13 protein-coding genes and 7 pseudogenes are annotated in these 20760 nt (G+C 60.9%); 14 read left to right on the top strand and 6 right to left on the bottom strand.

From position 1 onward, the window contains the following. The first annotated feature begins 4 nt into the window (after nt 1-4). The 6 genes from CO671_RS30295 to fni all read left to right on the top strand — a co-directional run bounded on the left by CO671_RS30295 (nt 5) and on the right by fni (nt 8157). On the top strand, nt 5-1606 hold the full coding sequence (locus CO671_RS30295) for a cytochrome P450 (protein WP_029875528.1): 1602 nt from the start codon (nt 5-7) through the stop codon (nt 1604-1606). Next, complete coding sequence (locus CO671_RS30290; RefSeq protein ID WP_008536513.1) at nt 1593-2435, top strand: SDR family oxidoreductase; 843 nt, start codon at nt 1593-1595, stop codon at nt 2433-2435. The genes CO671_RS30295 and CO671_RS30290 overlap by 14 nt, the downstream gene beginning before the upstream one ends. After that, nucleotides 2435-3778 (top strand): cytochrome P450, encoded by a 1344-nt coding sequence (locus CO671_RS30285; RefSeq protein ID WP_029875527.1) that lies wholly within the window; start codon nt 2435-2437, stop codon nt 3776-3778. Before CO671_RS30290 ends, CO671_RS30285 begins: the two co-directional genes overlap by 1 nt. 773 nt (nt 3779-4551) lie before the next feature. Then, on the top strand, nt 4552-6105 hold the full coding sequence (locus tag CO671_RS30275; RefSeq protein WP_011053441.1) for a hypothetical protein: 1554 nt from the start codon (nt 4552-4554) through the stop codon (nt 6103-6105). Next, entirely contained in the window at nt 6102-7004 is a 903-nt protein-coding gene (locus CO671_RS30270) for a hypothetical protein (RefSeq protein WP_008536520.1), read from the top strand. The genes CO671_RS30275 and CO671_RS30270 overlap by 4 nt, the downstream gene beginning before the upstream one ends. Beyond that, the gene (gene fni / locus CO671_RS30265; protein ID WP_016737499.1) at nt 6991-8157 is read left to right on the top strand and encodes a type 2 isopentenyl-diphosphate Delta-isomerase; all 1167 of its coding nucleotides are present in this window, start codon (nt 6991-6993) and stop codon (nt 8155-8157) included. The genes CO671_RS30270 and fni overlap by 14 nt, the downstream gene beginning before the upstream one ends. Nucleotides 8158-8345: 188 nt before the next feature. Here the strand turns inward: fni and CO671_RS30260 are convergent, their stop codons facing one another. Then, nucleotides 8346-9275 (bottom strand): polyprenyl synthetase family protein, encoded by a 930-nt coding sequence (locus tag CO671_RS30260; RefSeq protein ID WP_008536525.1) that lies wholly within the window; start codon nt 9273-9275, stop codon nt 8346-8348. Between the two features lie 251 nt (nt 9276-9526). Between CO671_RS30260 and CO671_RS34380 the strand changes: the two are divergent. After that, a pseudogene (locus CO671_RS34380) lies at nt 9527-9736 on the top strand (IS6 family transposase); the annotation flags it as partial. Nucleotides 9737-10339: 603 nt separating this feature from the next. Here the strand turns inward: CO671_RS34380 and CO671_RS33510 are convergent. Both CO671_RS33510 and CO671_RS30255 read right to left on the bottom strand, forming a co-directional pair. After that, a complete protein-coding gene (locus tag CO671_RS33510; RefSeq protein WP_008536526.1) occupies nt 10340-10456 on the bottom strand; it encodes a transposase in 117 nt (38 codons plus the stop codon). A 32-nt stretch (nt 10457-10488) separates the two neighbouring features. Next, the gene (locus CO671_RS30255; RefSeq protein ID WP_008536527.1) at nt 10489-10779 is read right to left on the bottom strand and encodes a hypothetical protein; all 291 of its coding nucleotides are present in this window, start codon (nt 10777-10779) and stop codon (nt 10489-10491) included. On the opposite strand from CO671_RS30255, the pseudogene CO671_RS34375 reads away from it, so the two are divergent. From CO671_RS34375 to CO671_RS30240, 3 genes and pseudogenes are all read left to right on the top strand, one after another. Continuing rightward, nucleotides 10730-10936 (top strand): annotated as a pseudogene (locus CO671_RS34375) (transposase); the annotation flags it as partial. The gene CO671_RS30255 and the pseudogene CO671_RS34375 overlap by 50 nt on opposite strands. A gap of 218 nt (nt 10937-11154) precedes the next feature. Further along, nucleotides 11155-11505 carry an IS66 family insertion sequence element accessory protein TnpB gene (gene tnpB / locus CO671_RS30245; protein WP_016737501.1) on the top strand — a complete coding sequence of 117 codons (351 nt, stop codon included), beginning with the start codon at nt 11155-11157 and terminating at the stop codon, nt 11503-11505. 59 nt (nt 11506-11564) lie between these two features. Beyond that, nucleotides 11565-12979: pseudogene (locus CO671_RS30240) on the top strand (IS66-like element ISRel24 family transposase); the annotation flags it as partial. 27 nt (nt 12980-13006) lie between these two features. Here the strand turns inward: CO671_RS30240 and CO671_RS30235 are convergent. Beyond that, nucleotides 13007-15077: pseudogene (locus CO671_RS30235) on the bottom strand (recombinase family protein). A gap of 376 nt (nt 15078-15453) precedes the next feature. Here CO671_RS30235 and CO671_RS30225 point away from each other — a divergent pair. Both CO671_RS30225 and CO671_RS30220 read left to right on the top strand, forming a co-directional pair. After that, nucleotides 15454-15684: pseudogene (locus CO671_RS30225) on the top strand (transposase domain-containing protein); the annotation flags it as partial. Continuing rightward, nucleotides 15684-15984: pseudogene (locus CO671_RS30220) on the top strand (hypothetical protein). The pseudogenes CO671_RS30225 and CO671_RS30220, both read left to right, overlap by 1 nt. Here CO671_RS30220 and CO671_RS33930 read toward each other — a convergent pair. Next, complete coding sequence (locus CO671_RS33930) at nt 15959-16150, bottom strand: hypothetical protein (RefSeq protein WP_170965075.1); 192 nt, start codon at nt 16148-16150, stop codon at nt 15959-15961. The pseudogene CO671_RS30220 and the gene CO671_RS33930 sit on opposite strands and share 26 nt — an antisense overlap. A gap of 1555 nt (nt 16151-17705) precedes the next feature. Here CO671_RS33930 and CO671_RS30210 point away from each other — a divergent pair. Continuing rightward, nucleotides 17706-18209 (top strand): helix-turn-helix transcriptional regulator, encoded by a 504-nt coding sequence (locus CO671_RS30210; RefSeq protein ID WP_010069248.1) that lies wholly within the window; start codon nt 17706-17708, stop codon nt 18207-18209. 517 nt (nt 18210-18726) lie between these two features. On the opposite strand, the pseudogene CO671_RS30200 reads toward CO671_RS30210, so the two are convergent. Further along, nucleotides 18727-19670 (bottom strand): annotated as a pseudogene (locus CO671_RS30200) (IS481 family transposase). Nucleotides 19671-20112: 442 nt separating this feature from the next. Here CO671_RS30200 and CO671_RS30195 point away from each other — a divergent pair. Continuing rightward, nucleotides 20113-20619, top strand: a complete 507-nt coding sequence (locus CO671_RS30195) for a helix-turn-helix transcriptional regulator (protein ID WP_004671987.1) — start codon at nt 20113-20115, stop codon at nt 20617-20619. Nucleotides 20620-20760: the final 141 nt, after the last annotated feature.

The raw sequence follows: 20760 nt of genomic DNA, 5'->3' as shown, positions 1-20760 counted from the left end.
CAAGATGGACGTGCAAGACACCACGGCAGCATGCCACGACGCCTTCGCCGAGCTGGCGTCGCCAGCATGCATCCAAGACCCGTACCCGTTCATGCGGTGGTTGCGAGAGCACGATCCGGTGCACCGCGCGGCGTCGGGCCTCTTTCTGTTGAGCCGCCACGCCGACATCTACTGGGCGTTCAAGGCTACGGGCGATGCGTTTCGGGGGCCGGCGCCATCCGAACTGGCGCGCTATTTCCCGCGTGCGGCGAGCAGCCTGTCGCTCAATCTGCTGGCGTCTACGCTAGCCATGAAGGAACCACCGACGCATACGCGTCTGCGCCGGCTGATTTCGCGCGATTTCACCGTGGGCCAGATCGACAACCTGCGGCCGAGCATCGCGCGCATCGTCGCAGCTCGCCTGGATGGCATGGCGCCCGCACTGGAGCGAGGAGAGGCGGTGGACCTGCATCGGGAATTCGCACTGGCCTTGCCCATGCTTGTCTTCGCTGAATTGTTCGGCATGCCCCAAGACGACGTTTTCGAGCTCTCAGCGATCGTCAGCGCCATTCTAGAAGGCCTGAGCCCGCACGCCAGCGATCCACAGCTCGCCGCGGCGGACGTGGCCAGCGCCAGGGTGAAGGCCTATTTCGGCGACCTCATACTGCGCAAGCGCGCCGATCCCCGCCGCGACATCGTGTCGACACTGGTCGGCGCACACACCGACGACGCCGATACGCTCTCGGACGCGGAGTTGATCAGCATGCTGTGGGGCATGTTGCTGGGCGGCTTCGCCACCACTGCTGCGACTATCGACCATGCGGTGCTGGCGATGCTGGCCTACCCCGAGGAGCGGCACTGGCTGCAGGGAGACGCCGCAGGGGTGGAGGCATTTGTAGAAGAAGTACTGCGCTGCGAGGCGCCCGCCATGTTCAGCTCCATTCCGCGTATCGCCCAGCGCGACATCGAACTGCATGGCGTGGTGATCCCGAAGGACGCGGACGTGCGCGTGCTGATCGCGGCCGGCAATCGCGACCCGGACGCTTTCGCTGATCCCGACCGCTTCGATCCGGTGCGGTTCTACGGCACCAGGCCTGGCATGTCGAGCGACGGAAAGATTATGCTGAGCTTCGGCCACGGCATCCACTTCTGCCTAGGTGCTCAACTCGCCAGGGTGCAACTGGCCGAGAGCCTGCCGCAGATCCAGGCTCGCTTCCCCACGTCGGCCTTGGCCGAGCAGCCGACCCGGGAGCCCTCAGCGTTCCTTAGGACGTTCCGCGCGCTGCCGGTGCGGCTGCACGCGCAGGCGGCGGCTGAGGTTCGCGTCGTGGTCGACCAGGACCTGTGCGGAACCACTGGTCAGTGCGTGTTGACGCTGCCGGGCACCTTTCGTCAGCGCGAGCCGGACGGCGTGGCGGAAGTGTGCATGGCGACGGTCCCGCAGGCGCTGCACGCCGCCGTGCGCCTAGCAGCCAGCCAGTGCCCGGTCGCGGCCATTCGGGTGATCGAAAGCGAAGCCGGCGATGACCATTGCACCAACCCCGGCCCTACGCCCTCTCCGGCAGACGCTGAGCGACATGCAGCGAAAGACCTACGCAATCCAGGAGAACATGATGGAACGATTTAAAGGCAAGGTGGCCGTGGTGACCGGCGCCGGCGCCGGGATCGGCAAGGCATGCGCCCTCGCCATCGCGCGCGAGGGCGGCAGAGTGGTGGTGGCCGACATTGATGGCCCCGCTGCCATCGCCTGCACCGCACAGATCGCAGCCGAAGCGGGCCAAGCGCTGGCCGTGGCCATGGACATCGCAGATGCGCAGGCGGTGGCAGAGCTGTTCAAAACGGCGAAGCGGCGCTTCGGTGGGGTCGACGTGCTTGTGAACAATGCGAGCGCCATGCATTTGACTCCGCACGACCGCGCGATCCTCGACCTGGACGTGGCGGTCTGGGACCAGACCATGGCGACCAATTTGCGCGGCACGCTCCTTTGCTGCCGGCAGGCCATCCCACAAATGATCGGCCGTGGTGGTGGCGCGATCGTGAACATGTCATCGTGCCAAGGGCTCAGCGGCGACACCGCACTGACGTCATACGCCGCGTCGAAGGCCGCAATGAACATGCTGTCGGCCTCGCTTGCCACCCAATACGGACACGCGAAGATCCGCTGCAACGCGGTTGCGCCAGGTCTTGTCATGACCGAACGTCTCTTCGCCAAGCTGGACGAGTGCATGCAACGGCATCTACACCGGCACCAGCTCCTGCCGCACGTCGGCCGCCCCGAGGACGTAGCCGCGCTGGTCGCGTTCCTGCTCTCGGAGGAGGCTGCGTTCATCACCGGCCAGGTGGTGTGCATCGACGGCGGCATGTTGGCGCATGTTCCAACCTACGCCGACGGTGGCAACAGCGCGGCTCGGCCGGCCGGTGACGCCGCCGAAGCAGCCGCAGCGTCGCATTGGTGATGGACATGCTGCTCAACCCGCTGAACCGCTGGCGCCGGCTACGGGACGACATCCCGGTCATGCCTGGCGCTTTCCCCCTGGTCGGGCATCTTCCCGCCATCGTCTGCGATCTGCCGCGCCTGCTGCGGCGCGCGGAAAGGACCCTAGGCAGCCACTTCTGGCTGGACTTCGGCCCGGCCGGACACCTGATGACATGCCTGGATCCAGATGCGCTCGCATTGCTCCGGCACAAGGAAGTGTCCTCGGCACTGATCGAAGAGATCGCGCCCGACATCCTTGGCGGAACGTTGGTCACTTTGGACGGTAGCGCGCACCGGCAGGCGCGCGATGGGATAAAAGCGGCGTTTCTGCCGAGGGGTCTGACCGAGGCCGGCATTGGCGAGCTGTTCGAACCAATTATTAGGGCTCAGGTCAAGGCGTGGCGCGACCGCGGTGAAGTCGCTATCCTGCCAGACACCCGCAACCTGATGCTCAAACTCACCTTCAGTCTCATGGGCATCCCCGCCCAAGACCTGTCGGAGTGGCATCGCAAGTATCGGCAACTGCTACAATTGATGGTCGCGCCCCCGATCGACCTGCCGGGGATGCCCTTGCGACGCGGCCGCGCCGCCCGCGATTGGATCGACGCGCAGTCGCGCCAGTTCATCCGGGACGCGCGCGCGCGCGCCGCGCGCACCGGGTTGATCAACGACATGGTGAGCGCCTTCGATTGCAGCGATGGCGCGCTCTCCGATGACGTCCTGGTCGCCAATATCCGCTTGCTGCTGCTTGCCGGCCACGAGACCTCCGCCTCGACGATAGCCTGGATGGTGATCGAGCTGGCGCAGCATCCAGAGCTGTGGGACGCCCTGGTCGAAGAGGCGCAACGCGTGGGCGCGGTGCCGACCGGGCACGAGGACCTGGCGCAATGTCCGGTCGCAGAGGCGCTGTTTCGGGAGACGCTACGAATGCATCCGGCTTCCTCGCTCGTACCGCGTCGCGCGATGCAGGAATTACAACTCGGCCAGCGGCGCATTCCTTCGGGCACTCATTTGTGCATCCCACTACTGCATTTCTCGACCTCGCCGCTGCTGCACGAAGCGCCCGATCAGTTCCGTCTGGGGCGGTGGCTGCAACGCACGGAGCCGATCCGGCCGGTGGACATGCTGCAGTTCGGTGCCGGCCCACACGTCTGCATGGGCTATCACCTTGTATGGCTGGAGCTGGTGCAGTTCAGCATCGCCTTGGCATTGACCATGCAGGAGGCCGGGGTGCGGCCGCGATTGATGAGCGGCGTCGAAAAAGGCCGGCGCTATTACCCGACCGCACATCCGTCCATGACAGTCCGCATCGGATTCTCATGAGCTGGGATCCTCTGCCCCGTGTCAAGAGGCAGCGGCGACGACGATGGGCGGCATTGCTGCACTCGGCGCGCGCGCGCGGTGCGACGCCGGCAGCACCGCGGCGGCTCGCCGCTCGCCGCGGCATTCTCTGTCAGGTAGAAGGAGATGAACAACATGCAGAAGGGTTCCACGCTAAACGACGACCGAACTGGCGTTTCCCCGTTCGGCGGATCGGGCGCGCAGGCGTGCGGCGGATTGCCGGTGCGCGCGTCCATAGGCATTGGCGCGCTATGCGCCGTCGCGGAGGATGCCGCGCTTTACTCTGTACCGCGCACTGGATCGCTATCGCGCCTGTTTCGGCCTTGTATTGTAGGTGGTCGAGGATGACACGCCAGCGGATGACGCGACGCTGGGCAAGCCCCCGGCAAGCATGCGGCGGAGAAGAAAGCAACCGGCGTGCCGATCACGAAGCTGCATGCAGCGCCCCAGTCAGTGCCGGGCCTATGGCCAGAGGCCGAGGAAGCCATCACCTCGCTGCGCCCGCGTGCGGAGCGGTTGGCGCAGGCCGTGCAGCGGGCCAAAAGGGTATCTGTTCAAGCACGCGCCGTGCGCATTGGCGCCGGTCCGCACGGAGGCGCCGCCGTACCGCTGCGATCGGCCGGCGGCACCGCTAGATGCTACATTGTGTTCGATTCCACGGCGCAGATCGGAGCGGTTGCCCACCGCGGACCGCCGCCAGCATAGGTGCGCTTCGCCGCGCTTCTCGTCAACTGCCTGCAGAGGGAACATCCCGCATGAGTGCGCTGTCCGAACAGATCCTTTCTGAATTGCGCCACTTGCTGAACGAGACGCGCGATGGCGGCAGCGTGAGTCCGTCCGTTTACGACACGGCGCGCGTTTTGCAGTTCAGCGGCAACGTCACCGGTCGGCAGAACGGATACGCGTGGCTCATGGCGCAGCAACAGGCCGATGGCGGGTGGGGAAGTGCTGACTTCCCACTGTTCCGCCATGTACCCACGTGGGCGGCGTTGCTTGCATTGCGGCGTGCCGATCCTCTTCCCGGCGCTGCGGACGCAGTTCAGGCTGCAACGCGGTTCCTCGAGCGCCAGCCGGATCCCTACGCGGATGCGGTGCCGGAAGACGCGCCGGTAGGCGCGGAGCTGATCCTGCCGCAGATCTCCGGCGAGGCCACATCCTTGGTGGGCGACGTGGTGTTTCCGCGCTACCCGGCGCTGTTGCCGTTGCGGCAAGCGTGCCTGGTTAAGTTGGGGACGGTGGGACCGCTGCCGAGCGGCCATCCGTTGTTGCACTCCTGGGAAGCCTGGGGGACGTCGCCGACCACGGCATGCCTGGACGACGACGGCAGCATCGGCATCAGCCCGGCGGCAACCGCCGCGTGGCGTGCGCACGCCCTCACACAGGCGAGCGCGCCACAGGTCGAGCGTGCCGACAGGTATCTTCAGGCCGCATCGCGCGCGGCGCGCAGCGGCATCGAAGGTGTCGTTCCCAGCGTCTGGCCGATCAACGTGTTCGAGCCATGCTGGTCGCTGTACACTCTGCATCTGGCCGGGTTGTTTTCGCATCCCGCGCTCGCCGAGGCGGTGCGCGTGATCGTCGCGCAGCTCGATGCCTGTCTGGGCGTGCGCGGTCTGGGTCCGGCCTTGCACTTCGCGGCCGATGCGGACGACACTGCTGTTGCGTTGTGCATCCTGCACCTAGCAGGACGCAACCCGGCTGCCAACGCGTTGCGCCACTTCGAAATCGGCGGGCTGTTCGTTACCTTCCCCGGCGAGCGCAATGCCTCGGTGTCGACCAACATCCACGCCCTGCATGCGTTCAGACTGTTGGGAAAGCCCACCGCCGGTACCAGCGCTTACCTTGAGGCCAATCGCAACGCGGACGGTCTATGGGACAATGACAAATGGCATGTTTCGTGGCTGTATCCCACCGCGCATGCAATCGCTGCGCTCGCGCAAGGCGCGCCCCAGTGGCGCGACGAGCGCGCGCTGGCGGCGCTGTTGCAGGCGCAGCGCGACGACGGCGGCTGGGGCGCGGGTCGCGCGTCAACATTTGAGGAAACCGCCTATGCGCTGTTCGCGTTGCACGTGATGGATGGGCGCGAAGAGCCGACAGGGCGCGCCCGCATCGCGCTGGCGGTCGCGCACGCGCTGGAGTGGATGCTCGCTCGCCATGAGGCGCATGAATTGCCGCAGACGCCGCTGTGGATCGGCAAGGAATTGTATTGCCCGACCCGGGTCGTGCGCGTGATCGAACTCGCCGGCTTGTGGCTGGCTCTTCGTTGGGGGCGGCGCATCCCGACCGAGGGAGCAGGAGGAATGGCGCAATGATCCCGACGGAAAGCGCGCTGCAGCAAGTACTGGAGTGGGGGCGTTCCCTGACCGGATTCGCCGACGAGCATGCCGTAGAAGCAGTTAGGGGCGGACAGTACATCCTGCAGTGTATCCAACCGAGCTTGCACGATATCAGCGCCCGCACCGGCCGAGATCCGCAGGACGAAAAGCTGATCGTGGCGTTTTATCGCGAGTTGGCGCTACTGTTTTGGCTCGACGATTGCAACGACCTTGGCCTGATCGCGCCGGAGCAGCTGGCCGCGGTGGAGCAGGCGCTGGGGCAGGGCGTGCCATGCGCGGTCCCCGGTTTCGAGGGCTGCGCTGTGCTGCGCGCTTCCCTGGCCGCGCTCGCCTACGATAGGCGCGACTATACTGAGCTTCTAAACGATACCCGGTGCTACTGCGCGGCGCTGCGCGCCGGACCCGCGCAGGCGGCGGGGGCTGAACGCTGGTCGTACGCCGAATACTTGCACAATTCCATCGATTCGATCGCCTACGCGAACGTGTTCTGTTGCCTGTCGTTGCTATGGGGGCTGGACATGGCGACCCTGCGCGCGCGTCCGGCGTTTCGCCAGGTGCTGCGGCTCATCTCCACGATAGGGCGCCTGCAGAACGATCTGCATGGATGCGCCAAGGATAGGGCGGCGGGAGAAGCCGACAACGCTGCCATCCTGCTCCTGCAGCGTTATCCGGCTATGCCTGTGGAGGATTTCCTCAACGACGAGCTGGTCGGCCATGCGCGCATGCTGCACCGAGTGATGGTGAAAGAACGCTTTCCTGCACCATGGGGACCGTTAATCGAGGCCATGGCGGTCATTCGCGCGAAGTACTACCAGACCTCGATCAGCCGCTACGGCAACGATGCGGCGGGGGGAGGCCAGCGTGCGCCGGCGTGAACGCGCGGGAGGCGGCGGCGTGCGCGCGGCGCCCTCGGTCCGATCCGACGCAACGCCAACGCCCAATACGGCGGATCGAGCGAGCGGGTGCGACGACGCCCTGACCCGGCGCAAGGACGACCATCTGGACCTCGTGCTGGATCGGCGAACGGCGCCAGCCACGGTCGCTGCCGGCTGGGAGCAAATCCGGTTCGAACACTGCGCACTGCCCGAGCTGGACCTGACGCAGATCGAACTGCGCACATCGCTGTTAGGCAAGCCCATACGTGCGCCGCTGCTGATCAGTTCCATGACCGGCGGAATGCCACGCGCAAAGGCCATCAATCGGCACCTGAGCGAGGCGGCGCAAGCCTTGGGGATCGCCATGTGCGTCGGTTCGCAGCGCGTGAGCCTCCAATCGCGCAATTCCCAGGGGCTGACGCGCGCCCTACGCCGCCTGGCGCCTGACATTCCCTTGCTGGCCAATATCGGCGCTGCGCAACTGCGCGAGGCCGACGGCCTTGATCTGGCGCGCCGGGCTGTCGATGCGCTGGAGGCTGATGGGCTGATCGTCCATCTCAATCCGCTGCAGGAAGTGCTACAGCCGGATGGCGACCGCGACTGGCACGGCGTACTGGCGCAGGTGGCTCGCGCCGCGCGTAGCGTGGGCGTGCCTATCGTGGCCAAAGAAGTCGGGTGGGGCCTGTCCGCCTCGGTGGCCTGCGCGCTCGTCGAGGCGGGTGTTGAGGTGATTGATGTCGCCGGAGCCGGCGGCACCAGTTGGGCCGCGGTGGAGGGCGAGCGCGCCCGCGATGCCGCCGGCCGTGCAGTGGCGATGGCGTTTGCCGATTGGGGGATCCCGACACCGGCCAGCTTGCAGGCGGTCCGTCGGGCACTGCCAACGGTGAAGCTTATCGCGTCCGGCGGGATCCGCGACGGCGTCGACGTGGCCAAGGCCATTCGCCTGGGTGCGGACATTGCCGGGCAGGCAGCCGGCGTGCTGCCGGCGGCTACGGTATCGACCGAAGCGGTCGTTGCGCATTTCGAGGTCGTCATCCGCCAGTTGGCCGTCGCCTGCTTTTGCACCGGCTCACCTGATCTGGCGACGTTGCGCCAGGCGCGCTTGTTGCCCTCCGCGCACTTGTTGCCCTCCGCGCATCCGCCAGTCGGATGATGCCGGCGTCGCCCGCTCTGTCGGCCGGCCCTCCAAGCTGGTTGCAAAAACCGTTAACGCTAAAGCTAGACCTCTAATCCACCTTGGCCCAGCGGTTCGATGCAGGGAACGAAATGTTCATGAAGCAGCTGTTGACGATGAAGCGGTAATGATGCCGCCGGCTAGGTTATGCGTACCGTAACTCGGGCTTACAAAGGCGCGCAATCCAGCGCCGTTTGTTGAATCAGACCGGCTTTTCCCGGTCCAGCCACGCCTTTGCAAAGTGCATGATTAAGCCAGTCAACGAAGGACCGTTTTTGAGGGCTGGCAGGAATGGTGTCACCTATCTGTTCGAGATACGCATAAAATCTGGCGGCTGCGCTGTCCAATCCTTGGCCGCGAACGATACTGGGTCGATTCAGCTGCGTGTCCACGGCAGGCAATTTGCCAAGCACTTCTGCGCGGCCGACTGTATCTGCGATGTCGTCGGCGATCTGATACGCGTGCCCGAGCAATTCCCCCACCTTAGACCATGGGGCCGGATCTGCACCACTTGCCAGGGCACCGCAAGTGGCCGCCGCGACAAAGAGGGAGCCGGTCTTGTAATGGTGATAGCGGTCGATTGGGACGTGCGTCATTGCCTCCATCGACTGTCCGGCGATCAGTCCGTGACTGGGGCCGACCGCCTCCGCAACCACCTCGATCATGCGCGCGCCCAACTCAGGTGTTAGCGCAGCCTGCAAGCTGAGGTATTTGAAAGCCATCACAATCAAGGCATCGCCGGTCAAAACGGCGATAGGCTCTCCGAAAAGCCGGTGCACCGTTGGTCTGCCGCGGCGTAGCGCCGCGTTATCGAAGCAAGGCAAGTCGTCATGCACCAACGAGGCACAGTGCAGCAATTCAATTGCTGCCGCGGCTCTTGTCGCCAGCTCAGGATCTTTTTCGCCGCACACATAGGAGACTTTCAAGCAGAGCTTGGGGCGCATCCGGGAGCCCCCTGGAAACACTGCCGCGTCCAGCGCTCCACGCAGGTGAGCCGGCGCAGCCGGACTTAGAGCAGTATCCATGGCAGCTCGCAGCGCTTGCTCGATGAGCTTGTCGCTATCGCCAACCACGTCGGCTTGGTGATTCGAAATCATATCGCATCTCCACTTTTGAGACGAAAACGAAAACGGGCCTAGTCCAACCGGTGCCAAACAAAAGGCCGATTTCGCTGTGTCTCTTCAGGTTCTAAGGCACCGTTAAGTTTAGCGGATTGCGGCGGCCAACATGCGGCACCGGCGTGACCAATGAAACCGTGTGCCAGTGGGAGCCTTAACTCGGCAAGGCGATCTCCCACTGGAATCCCTTGAAGCAGTCTCATTCGTGGCGACCTGACATCTGAACGTCGGTTACTTCGATCGCGCGCGAAGAACATTGGCTCCGGCGGCGCTGTCGGCCAGAATGGCATCGCTCTCAACGTCTTGGTCCAAAGCTGAAGAGGCTCCCGCGCTGAGCAGTGGCTGGTGACAAAGCTCTTTGGATCGGCTGCACGCCGCCGCGCGTGATGATCGCTGACGAGCTCCGTTCGTACGGTACGACATGGGCGAAGATGGGCCTTACATCTAAAGGTGTTGGTCATCGTCGATAGTAGCCACTGGAGCTTGGACCGGAACCATTGCTGGCAGAGATCTGGGCTCCTACAAGCAATTGGTGTGCCACCAGATCATTGTTAGTGAATGTTTCAATGGCGACAGAAGGCGTCTTCCGGTGCTCACCGTGTGTCGGGAGTCGCGGATTGTGCCACTCCGCCTAGTATTTGAACAGCGTCAACCTTGCGAGCGATCCGTCCGAAGGCCAACCCAGCATTGGAGTGATTTGGGTTGAGGTCACAATGCACGTCGGCGCTTGCATCATGCCAGCCTGTCAATGTGCGCGATCGCACACGACTGTCAGCTTTGCGTCAATTACGATCGAACCGATGCTTTTGACGTTTCACGAGGTTACGCTGCCGATAGACCCAGCGTGAGAAGACGACTGAGCCTTCCAGTTGTTCTTCGGCGCGATGTTGCCGAAGCCTTACACTCGACCGGCTTGGCGAGGATTTCAGCGCTGCCGTAGCCCTTGTCGGCCGGCAGGAAACCGCTTCGAAAAGTCGGTCCCCTACCGCCTTTTGCTAGCGGACTAAAAGGGCGGAGCAGGTGGATCTATACAGCGCTTTCTTTCAAAGCCCTGGTTGCGCCTTGTGTTCGTCAGCGATCAGGAGCGCCTTCGGCTCCACATGCTTGGCGACGGCCGCCCATGCATCCTTGCCGTTCTCGTCCAGGATCACCCGCGTCACCGTTCTGTTCGGTGCATGGCGGTTGGCCTCCCTCAGCGCCAGAACTCACATACGCTTGCCGTTCTGATTTTCCTTCTTGCGCCCGTCCTTGCGCTCTTCCTTCTTGTCACCTTGCGGAGGACGCCGCCCACATACTTGCCGTCGATCTGCACCGTACCGTGCAGCTTGATCGCATCACGGCGAAGGTCGGCTGCCTCCCGGAGCTTCTGCAGCAGGAAGTAGGCGGTCTTGTACGTACCCATCCGGCGAAGGCCGTCTGTCCTGACTTGCTGATTGGCTTTAAGTCCATGCCTTATGTCATGCGCTACAATCATTTCCCCCATTGAGGTCTTGTCCGTCGACGATCTTGGTCGCCGACGGGATTGGTCGGACGAAGAGAAGGTTCGGATCGTCGAGGAAAGTCTACAAGGCTTTCGGAAAGGCTCGGTGACGGCGCGGCGATATGGATTGTCACGGTCATTGTTGACCCGTTGGCGTCGGGAATACCGTAGTGGTCTTCTGAGCAGTTCCGCTACAACGGGCTTCGTGCCACTTACGATTTCGCCACCGGCGGCGGCATCTTGCGAGGTAGCCTCACGGCCGCGATTTGAAGACGACATGACGATCGAGATCGGCCTGCCGAATGGCCGACGGCTGACGATCCCAGCCTCGCTTGATCCGACCATTCTTGCCCGCCTGTTGCCCGTCGTGGATGGGTCATGATCGCGTTTCCCGCGGGGGTAAAGGTGTGGATCGCGGGCGGGGTGACGGACATGCGTTGCGGCATGAACAGCCTGGCGCTGAAGGTTCAGCAAGGTCTTGGCCGCGATCCTCATGGCGGCGAAGTCTTCTGCTTCCGGGGTCGCAAGGGTGACCTGATCAAGGTCCTCTGGCATGACGGCGTCGGCATGTCGCTTTACCTGAAGCGGCTGGAAGCTGGAAAGTTCATCTGGCCGGTCAGCCAGAATGGCTCCGCCGTGCCTGTATCGTCGGCGCAGCTCGGCTATCTCCTGGAAGGGATCGACTGGCGCAACCCGCGCTGGACGCAGCGGCCTTCGAAGGCAGGCTGACCGCCTGCATTCCTCTGTTTTTGTTGGGCTTTCGGCATGCGGCATGGTAGCTTTCGGCCATGGATGATGCTGCTTCGGAGATAGCCAGTCTGCGCGCCGCGCTTGCGGCATCGGAAGCGCGTGCCGCCTCTGCCGAGGCCGACCTCGCACAGGTGCGCGCGGTCGTGACGACGTCTGAGGCGATGATCCGGCATCTCAAGCTCGAGATCGCCAAGATACGTCGCGAGCAGTACGGCCAGAGCTCGGAGCGCCGCGCCCGGCTGATCGAGCAAATGGAATTGCAGCTCGAAGAACTTGAAGCCGACGCCACCGAAGACGAGATCGCTGCGGAACGCGTGGCGACGAGAATCACAAATGTCTCCGCTTTCGAACGCCGCCGGCCGGCCCGCAAGCCGTTTCCCGAGCACCTGCCGCGCGAGCGCCTGGTCATCGATGCCCCGTCGACCTGCACCTGCTGCGGCTCGCACCGCATCGTGAAGATGGGCGAAGACATCACCGAGACGCTGGAGATCATTCCGCGCCAGTGGAAGGTGATCCAGACGGTGCGCGAGAAGTTCACCTGCCGGGACTGCGAGAAGATCAGCCAGCCACCGGCCCCTTTCCATGCGACACGCGGGGATGGGCAGGACCGCACCTGCTGGCGACGATCCTGTTCGAGAAGTTCGGCCAACATCAGCCATTGAACCGCCAGGCTGAGCGCTACGCCAGGGAAGGCGTCGCTCTCAGTCTCTCCACACTGGCCGATCAGGTCGGAGCCTGCACGACGGCCCTGCAGCCGATCCATGACCTGATCCGTGCCCATGTTCTGGCCGCCGAGCGGCTGCATGGTGACGACACCACCGTGCCGCTTCTGGCCAGGGGAGCAACAAAGCAGGCGAGACTCTGGACTTACGTCCGCGATGACCGCCCTTTCGCGGGCGGCGCGCCTCCCGCCGCACTCTTCCACTTCTCTCCCGATCGCGAGAAGACCCACCCCAACACGCATCTCGCCGGATGGCACGGCACCCTGCAAGCCGATGCCTATGGCGGCTACAACGACCTCTATCGTGCCGACCGCCGCCCCGCGCTGGTGATCAGCGCACTTTGCTGGAGCCACGCGCGGCGCAAATTCTTCGAACTCGCTGACATCGCCGGCAACGTGCGCAAGGGCAAACCTGCCCACGAGATATCGCCCGTCGCGCTTGAGGCCGTTGCCCGCATCGACGCGCTCTTCGACATCGAGCGCGGCATAAACGGAATGCCTGCCGAGGATAGGCTCGCAGCGAGGCTGCAACATGCTCGCCCGCTCGTCGAAGAACTGCACGATTGGCTCATGGCCCAGCGCGGGCAAATGTCGAAGCACAACCCCGTCGCCAAGGCGATCAACTACATGTTCGAGAAGGAGGGTCGCTGGGAAGCCTTCGCCCGGTTCCTCGACGACGGCAGACTGTGTCTGACGAACAATGCCGCCGAACGAGCCCTGCGCGGCGTTGCCGGACCTGAGTCATTGTGCACTCCCTCTTTAAGTATCTGTAAACATTGGAAGCGTCTCGGTGTCAGCAATACGACACGGGCGGCCCTTTCGGGCTATCGCGGCTTGGACGGTTGCCGAAGTCAGATTGCTGGCCCGGATTTGATACGGCGCGCCGGGAACCACCTGCTCGGCAGACAACACGTTCGTCTTGATCAGGTGGCGTATTCGGTGGTTGGTCACGCCCAAAACCGCCGCCGCCTCTGTCATGGTCAGCCATTCGCCCTCTTTATCGGCTGATTTGTACGCGTGAATGGCCCGGACCCGCCTTACTGAAGCGACCCGGTGTGCAGTCCAGGTTTTTCCTTGCCCCGTGGGCATTCCCATTCGATTGAGCGACGCGGCGATATGTTCATCGGACCAGCGTCCTGCCATGCTCCGCATCACTGCCAAAGCATCTTCCGTTGTGGCGCACCCGTGTTCAACCGTCTGGGGCTTGCGAACCTTGAGCTCCGAATGCTGACCGCCTTTCCAATGGATGGTCAGCACCACGTCGCGCACCTCATCATCGACATCGACAACAATGTCGGCGATCAATGTACGTAGCAGTTGCTGGCGCACGCGCATGGTGACATCCGGCGACTCCCAGGCCGCCTGCAGATTGTCGGCGAGGTTTGCGAAAGTGGCCTGGGTCAACTTCGATGGTTGAAGGACTTTCGGTAGGCCTGCGCACTTCCAGATCACGGACGCGGCGTAGCGCCGTTTCCCAATTCTTCTCAAGCTGTGCAGCTATCAGGCGGTTGTCGGGATCGCATGCCGCATAGCGGCGCTCGGCGAGGCTAGCCTCGTAGCGGGCCTGTTGTAGCTCCAGATCGTGAATGTGGCGCTGGTCTTCCTGTCGCTCCCGGTGCATCCGCTCTGCTTTAAAAGTCGCCTCGATCGCTAATGGTTCTACCGCGCGCAACAACTCGCGCGCAACCGCCGCATCGACCTTCGAGCCGCCGAACGTCATGCAACGGGGCAAGCCCATCATCAGGTTCTGTTTATAGCAGCGATAGACAGGATTTTGTGGATTTCCCGTATAGGCAACACTCAGTCGCCGTCCAGACCGTCCGCAGGTCAGGAGACCTGATAATAATGCTTTGCCGCCGCGGCCCGATTTAGTCCCACCCGATCGGCCATAATTATTGAGGGCCAGTTGCTGTTGGTTACGCTCGTATTCGCCCCAACTAATTTAACCTTCGTGATGGTCCCGGATCATCACCTCCCAGGTACCGACGGGCTTGCCGTGCCCGTAACTGCGCCGAGCCCATCCATCGACGATGGCAGTCCGCTTCTCGCTCTTCCCATAGACGTAAACGCCGGCGTAGAAGGGGTTTTTGAGGATGCCGATCACATTGCGATAACGTACTGGCATCCATACGAAGTTGGTCATGCGCCCTTCATCCGACGGCCGAGGGAAGTGAATGTGATCTTTCGTCATCGACAGCAGCACCTGACGCGCGCTTCCAAGGTCGTGGAAGCGGGCGAAGATGGATCGAATTACCTCTTGCAGACGCAGATCAGGATCGAGCCCAAGCCCGGCCTCCCGATGCCAAATGTAGCCGAACGGAACAGAAAGTCGCAGTTCGCCACGGCGCGCCTTCGACCTGGCGGCATCGAGCATCCGGGCTCTCAGCACGCCCAGTTCGAACTCGCTGATACTGCCCTTCATTCCCAGCAGCAGCCGATCGTTGGGTCGACATGGATTGTAGACGCCGTCATGGTCAATGACGCGGGCTTCGACCAGGCCGCACAGTTCGAGCAGGTGATGCCAGTCCCGACCGTTGCGCGCAAGCCGTGAAGCATCGAAGCAGAAAACGGCACCAACTTTGCCGGCGCACAGTAGGGCGACGAGACGATCGAAGCCCGGACGGGCGACGGTTCCGCTGGCAGAGCGCCCGAGGTCGTCGTCGATCACCTCGACGTGGCTGAAGCCGTGGTGTCGCGCAATGTCAACAAGATCATACTGCCGTCGCTGGCTTTCCAGATTGGTTATAACCTGCGACTGAGTGGATTGCCGCACATAAACGACGGCCTTGCGCGCGAGCAGCGCTGTCGGAATCAAATCAGTGATGGTCATCGTTGAGCTCCTCGAATATCAGGTCGAGCTGCCGGCCCGACGCCGGCACCAGCGTATTGCGGGATCTCATCATGGTCCTCCTGAGTGATTCTACGTCCACTTCGGAAGGGTGCCGCTTTGCTGCCGCCAGAGACCAGCCTGTTCAATTCGATTAGCGTCGCAAGATCGACGCGTGGCGTTCCCATGGTCATGCCGCGGCAGACCACGGGATCGATCATCCACCCTGAGATCGCGATGACGACACCTGTCGGCCCCAGAACCTTCAAAAACCGGCCTGTCGCTCGTTCTTCGACGCGACGAATGGAAACCTTCTGGCCAAAATATGGATGCCAGCGATAGTGAACCTCGACTTCATCGCCGACATGGGCAGAATGAACGGGGCATTGCTCTCGGAAGAAAGGCATGGCTATTCGCCGGTTCCCAGCGCGGAGGCGAGCGTGCTGCCTTCATGTATTCCCTAATCGTCACGGCAAAGACGAACGATATCGATCCGCAGGCCTGGTTGGCGGACGTGCTCGCCCGCATGCCTGGCATTCCCGTATCACGGCTGCCGGAACTGCTGCCGTGGAACTGGCCCGCCGGAAGCGCCCGGCAGATGGCGGCCTGATGGCGCGCCCGACGCATGTCTACACGATCAACTACGTCGCCACGCTGATTGGCGAGAACCTCGAACTCATCCAGGAGGTCGCCAGCAACTCCGACAACATCGACTGTGGTGAGATGATCCATGCCCATGACGGCAGCGAAGAGGGCATCACGACCTTCACCGACCGGGGCATCGAAAGCTTGAAGGAGTTCCTCGCCGATATCCGCACCTGGGAAGGAGGTGTTCGGCAGTTCCTTGTCGACGAGCAATGCGATCGCGACAAGATTCGAACGCATCATGGCAGACGAGCCGAAATCATAAGTGCCGCGGCCTTCGCCGGATGGATACTCTTGTACTGGACGTTGACCTTGCGGCTCAGATGGAGCGCCGCCATGCCCTTGGCGGCCGTGATTCCTCCCAGATTGCCATGATGATCTTCTTGAATGAAAGCTTGCGGTCGGCGAAAACCGAAAATTCGGCGCGGCATTCCGGCTCCGAGCATCAGAACGACGACGCCGTACGGCGCCAGGCAGCCACAGCGAGGGCAATATGGCTTCCCGACGTTCTTGGGCCAACGGAAGTCGACGAACAGGCCGTAGGTGTCGTCCTCGGCTGCCCGAAGCCTCTCTCGGGTCAGGCCAGGCGCACTGGTCGTATTTCGAACCTCCGGTCTCCTGCGGAGAAAGCGTCGTAGGAATTCGGTCTCAGGATGGAATTCGCTCCTGCAGCATGTTCAGGCTTCCGGTCCATACGCGAGACATAAGCAGACAACTCCGTCGTAAGGACGGAAGCGAAAGGTCAGTGCTCTATTCGTATCGATTTGAACATGAAAGGACCCTTACCAGGAGAACGAAACCACGTTCAGGGGTTAGCACTTTCGTAAGGTTGTCAAACCCGTGCCCTTATATCGGGAGAAAATTCAATGTCTCAGAGCCAGACTACCCAGCGCAATCTATAATCCAGTTCAGTGAATGGGTCCAGATCGTGAGAGCTGTCTTCGGGTGACCGCGCCTCATGACGACTATTAACGACTCGTTCCCAACAATCGAACATCCGCAAGGTAGATTCACGTTCGAGCATCTTGTGCCTACCTCTGTATGCCTTACTGGGCAGGTAACATTGCCGTTTCAGGCCCTGTCCTGACCTCTGGCCTTAATGATCTTGTTGTTTATTACCTTTTCCCGAGCAGATCAGACGAACACAACGTAGAACTGGTGGTAAAAAGCGCTGATCAGAAAGAAATTAATTTCAGCCGCATCAAGCGAAGGTGTAACGTCTGCCAACTCGTAAAAAAGGCTCATTTCCAGCAAATAAGGGTGCCCTAGAAACAAAAAAGGCCCCCTAAAGGAGCCTTCCCATGGCGTTTCCGCCGAACGCGTGTGCCCTACCGTGGTGTACCGACCTCTAAGGGTGCACCTGCAACAGCGACCTTTCGGAAGCCTCGTTGTCTGCTGCTCACAAAGATATAACCCTCACGGTCGACTATTTCAAGCCCTTTGTGTGGATGCGATAAGGTGGCGGCTTCGTTTAGCAAAGTTCACGTTTGTGGCACTTGCTCCATGATGCCGGAATTTTCAGAGAGCATCGAACCTACACGCTAGCGGGAGCGGTAACCGATATGGGTTCTTGGCTGAGTGATTTCCAGCACGGCGGAGCTTTCCCAGCTAGCCAAATGGGATATCGTGGGACGGGGAAATGGATCGGTTTTCGAGGATTATGTCTTATCGTCCTCAACGAAGACCGCTTAGAAGATGTTGAGCATTGAATGTGAATTTTCGCTCAAATTCGACGCAACCTAGATGTTTCAGTGGCGGGTGCGGCCATAGCCGACTCATCTTTCATGGAACTGGGCCACCGGTCTAGCGAGACTGTTTTGAATGCATTCATGAAGCAATTTGGCTAAACTCTCAAATATTTGCTATAACGCAAAAAATGCCCAAAATGGGTATTTAAAACGGTTGTAGTGTGGCGATGACAAGTGGTTCAAATCGGTTCAGGTTGGCTCAAGCCTACAACGAGTGGCAGGAAAACAGGGACGTGCGGTGACGGAAGATCTAGCAAGCTACAGAAGTTCGAGAGGCCTCGTCAGCACCGCCGATCCGGAGGTTGACAAGGCGATCTATCGAAAGCCAGGTTTCGGCGGCGAAATTACATCGTTGGGTCACATGGAGGAATTGATCAGCGCGTTCCTGAAAAAGACACGCGAAGCGCAGGGCCTGTCTCGCGCAGACGTTGCTCCAATGCTTGGTCTGTCCATCCCTGTATACGGACGCTACGAGCGGGCATTTTCCAAAATGACTGTTACTCGGATGATCCATCTGTGTGAGATTCTTGGCTTCATGCCTATCGATATGATCTTTGAAGCTGCGCCACATCTTTGGGGCCGCACATCGGAGGAGGCCGAGGATTGTCTCACACTGGCGAGGATTCTTAGGAGACTTCCGAACGGCACGACGCGCGATCTTATTCGGCTCCTGCAGCGAATGATCCCCGATGACGACGAGAGCGACAGAGGTATCAGTGATGTAGCGGAGCCCGTGAAGTGAGCTGGGTTTGTCTATGACGCCCCGACCAGTAGTTAGCAGTATTGGTGATAGCTGTCGCAGCCGACGCGCTGTCGTCGGTGTGCAGACACCCGCAATCTCACAACTTAGTTTTTCACTCGAATTTCCGTCTGATCAACAATACGCGCCGATTGCGCAATTTTTCGATCTTTGGTTGGCGTTGATCTCGCTCGATGCTCGAGCGATTCGTCGGCGAGCGACGCCAAGTCTATTTGCATGCGCTTTGCTTCGACAGTAGGGTCTGTGTTAAACTCCCTCGTTGGGTTTTCCCGCTCAATGCCATGTGGGTATTCGAGCTGCCGGCGCGCATGCTTTGATTTCGATTGCTGAATCTAAGCCCGTCCTCTCCGCGCCTCCGTTCCATCGCGCCGATCCTTTTTGCCATTCGGCTCGGAAACAGCCTTTTGACATCACGATCAGGTTCCGCGAAAACGGGGTCGAGTCGCTGAGACTGGAAACGCTGTTCATGGCTGTCGCCGTTCAGAGGTAAGGGCATCGCCTAGGTGTTTAGTCCCGGCATTTGATGGATGGGGTCGATGATGAATCGATCCGGCTCCAAAGTCCATCGTCTACAGATGAACTCGTAAGGCGTAAGGCCCTTTAACGTCTTGAGCCGGCGCCCGAAATTGTAGGCGTCGATAAAGTCGGCCAGATGTTTTTTCAACTGCGCATGATCGTCGTAGTGGAAGCGCTTGACGGTCGCCTCCTTGATCGTTCGGTTCATCCGTTCGACCTGTCCGTTGGTCCAGGGATGCTTCACCTTGGTCAGGCGATGCTCGATGCTGTGATCGTCGCAGACCCAATCGAAGATGTGCTGGAAGGCATTTCGATCACAAGCTCGGTTGGTGAACTGAATGCCATTGTCGGTCAAAACGGTGTGAATGGTGTAGGGCACTGCCGCGATCAGATTGCGCAAGAACTGAGCGGCATTCATCTTGCCGGCTTTGGTGTAGAGTTCCGCGAACGCGAACTTGGATGTTCGGTCAATTGCGACAAAGAGATAGAGCTTGCCCTCAGCCGTCTGCACCTCGTCAATATCGATGTGGAAGTAAGCGATCGGATAGCTTTTGAACTTCTTCTTCGGCTCCTTGTCGCCTCTGACCTCCGGCAGACGTGAAATGCCGTGGCGCTGCAAACACCTGTGCAACGACGAACGCGTCAGATGTGAAATGGTCGGCTGAAGAGCGTAGAGGCAATCATCGAGCGGCAGCAACGTGTGCCGGCGGAAGGCGACGATAGCGGCCTCTTCTTCGAGGGAAAGGGTCGTCGAGTGCGGGTCCTTTGGGCCTGTAGGAAGGTCGACCAACGATGTCCGCTTCTTCCATTTCGCCACGGTTTTCTGGTTGATCCCGTATCGCTTCGAAAGCGTTTTCAGGCTCTCTTCACTATTGCTCGACGGATTGCCTCTGTCGTCGTGGCGCTCCCGTGTAGAACCTGGCCCATAGTGCTTCCCTCCATGCCAAGGAAAATATTGCACCATCAAATGCCGGAACCAAACACCAGAGCAGCCAGCGCGCGGAGCCGTGATTGGTCTGCCGTGAACCGAGAGCTCCACGTGCAGGACAAAAGGCCACCATGCCCGCACACGACGTCCCGGGAGCTAGACGAGGAAATGAAGCGACCGTTATCACCAAAATCACTGAGGGTCATAGCCAATTTGGCGCAAGTGGATAATCCTTGCGTGAAGCGATTTCGGTATGATCTATGTCTATGTACTTGCGATCACTTATATATTTTGGTGAACGATAGCTATCGGGTGAGGTCCGCGTGGCCCAAAATGCGCCAAATTAGATCGAAACGAAACATTGGTGGTTCCAAGCACATCACTTTCCGTATAAAGAGCTTTGGCGCATTTACCTCAGTCGGAGCAATGTCAGGACCACCATTGAAGCAATGGATTAATGAACTCGGTTTGCAACAAGTCGATGATCCAGGCATAGACAAGCCGGTCTATCGAAAACCTTTTGACGGACGGATTGCACTTAGCGCCGAACTCGAAAACTTGATCAGCATCAGCCTTCGCGAAGCCCGCGATAAGCGAAAACTCCCGCGCTCGAAACTGGCGCCCTTGCTTGGCATCACTAAGCAGGTCTACGGCCGGTACGAAAATGGAGTATCCCGCTTGACCGTGAGCCGACTGATTCATCTGTGTGAGGTTTTGGATGCCACTCCGGAAGAGATTATCGCCCCGGCGGCACCTTATCTTTGGGGCGAAACTGAAACCAAAGCGGTTCTGCTGCTGGCTACTATCGTGAAGTTGCGGACTTTCGATGAAGAGATCTTGCAAGATATTTTCAGCTTACTAAGCCGCATAGACGAGACCGGTAGCGATAGCGGCGATCGTGCCATGAAAGTCGCGTCTACCAGCGCCACTGCAGACGATCGCGAATAGGACGTAGATCGCTAGCTTCAATAAACAGAACGTGCGTCCCTGATGAAGTTCCATCAGAAACCGCGAAGGACTAGCTGGCGACCGTTCATCGCCACTCCGGGACATAGGTGGGTAAACCGGGGAGGGCGCAGTTGGGTCAAC

This window comes from Rhizobium sp. M10 (assembly GCF_002531955.1).
GTDB classification, from domain to species: domain Bacteria; phylum Pseudomonadota; class Alphaproteobacteria; order Rhizobiales; family Rhizobiaceae; genus Rhizobium; species Rhizobium etli_C.
The sequence above is the reverse complement of the archived record's forward strand: the minus strand, read 5'-3'. Positions and strand labels throughout refer to the sequence as shown.

What these genes read in the sequence shown, in the direction of transcription:
- CO671_RS30295 (WP_029875528.1), top strand. Translation starts at nt 5, where the DNA reads ATGGACGTGCAAGACACCACGGCAGCATGCCACGACGCCTTCGCCGAG.
- CO671_RS30290 (WP_008536513.1), top strand. Translation starts at nt 1,593, where the DNA reads ATGGAACGATTTAAAGGCAAGGTGGCCGTGGTGACCGGCGCCGGCGCC.
- CO671_RS30285 (WP_029875527.1), top strand. Translation starts at nt 2,435, where the DNA reads ATGGACATGCTGCTCAACCCGCTGAACCGCTGGCGCCGGCTACGGGAC.
- CO671_RS30275 (WP_011053441.1), top strand. Translation starts at nt 4,552, where the DNA reads ATGAGTGCGCTGTCCGAACAGATCCTTTCTGAATTGCGCCACTTGCTG.
- CO671_RS30270 (WP_008536520.1), top strand. Translation starts at nt 6,102, where the DNA reads ATGATCCCGACGGAAAGCGCGCTGCAGCAAGTACTGGAGTGGGGGCGT.
- CO671_RS30260 (WP_008536525.1), bottom strand. Translation starts at nt 9,275, where the DNA reads ATGATTTCGAATCACCAAGCCGACGTGGTTGGCGATAGCGACAAGCTC.
- CO671_RS30255 (WP_008536527.1), bottom strand. Translation starts at nt 10,779, where the DNA reads ATGGGGGAAATGATTGTAGCGCATGACATAAGGCATGGACTTAAAGCC.
- tnpB (WP_016737501.1), top strand. Translation starts at nt 11,155, where the DNA reads ATGATCGCGTTTCCCGCGGGGGTAAAGGTGTGGATCGCGGGCGGGGTG.
- CO671_RS33930 (WP_170965075.1), bottom strand. Translation starts at nt 16,150, where the DNA reads ATGCCGCGCCGAATTTTCGGTTTTCGCCGACCGCAAGCTTTCATTCAA.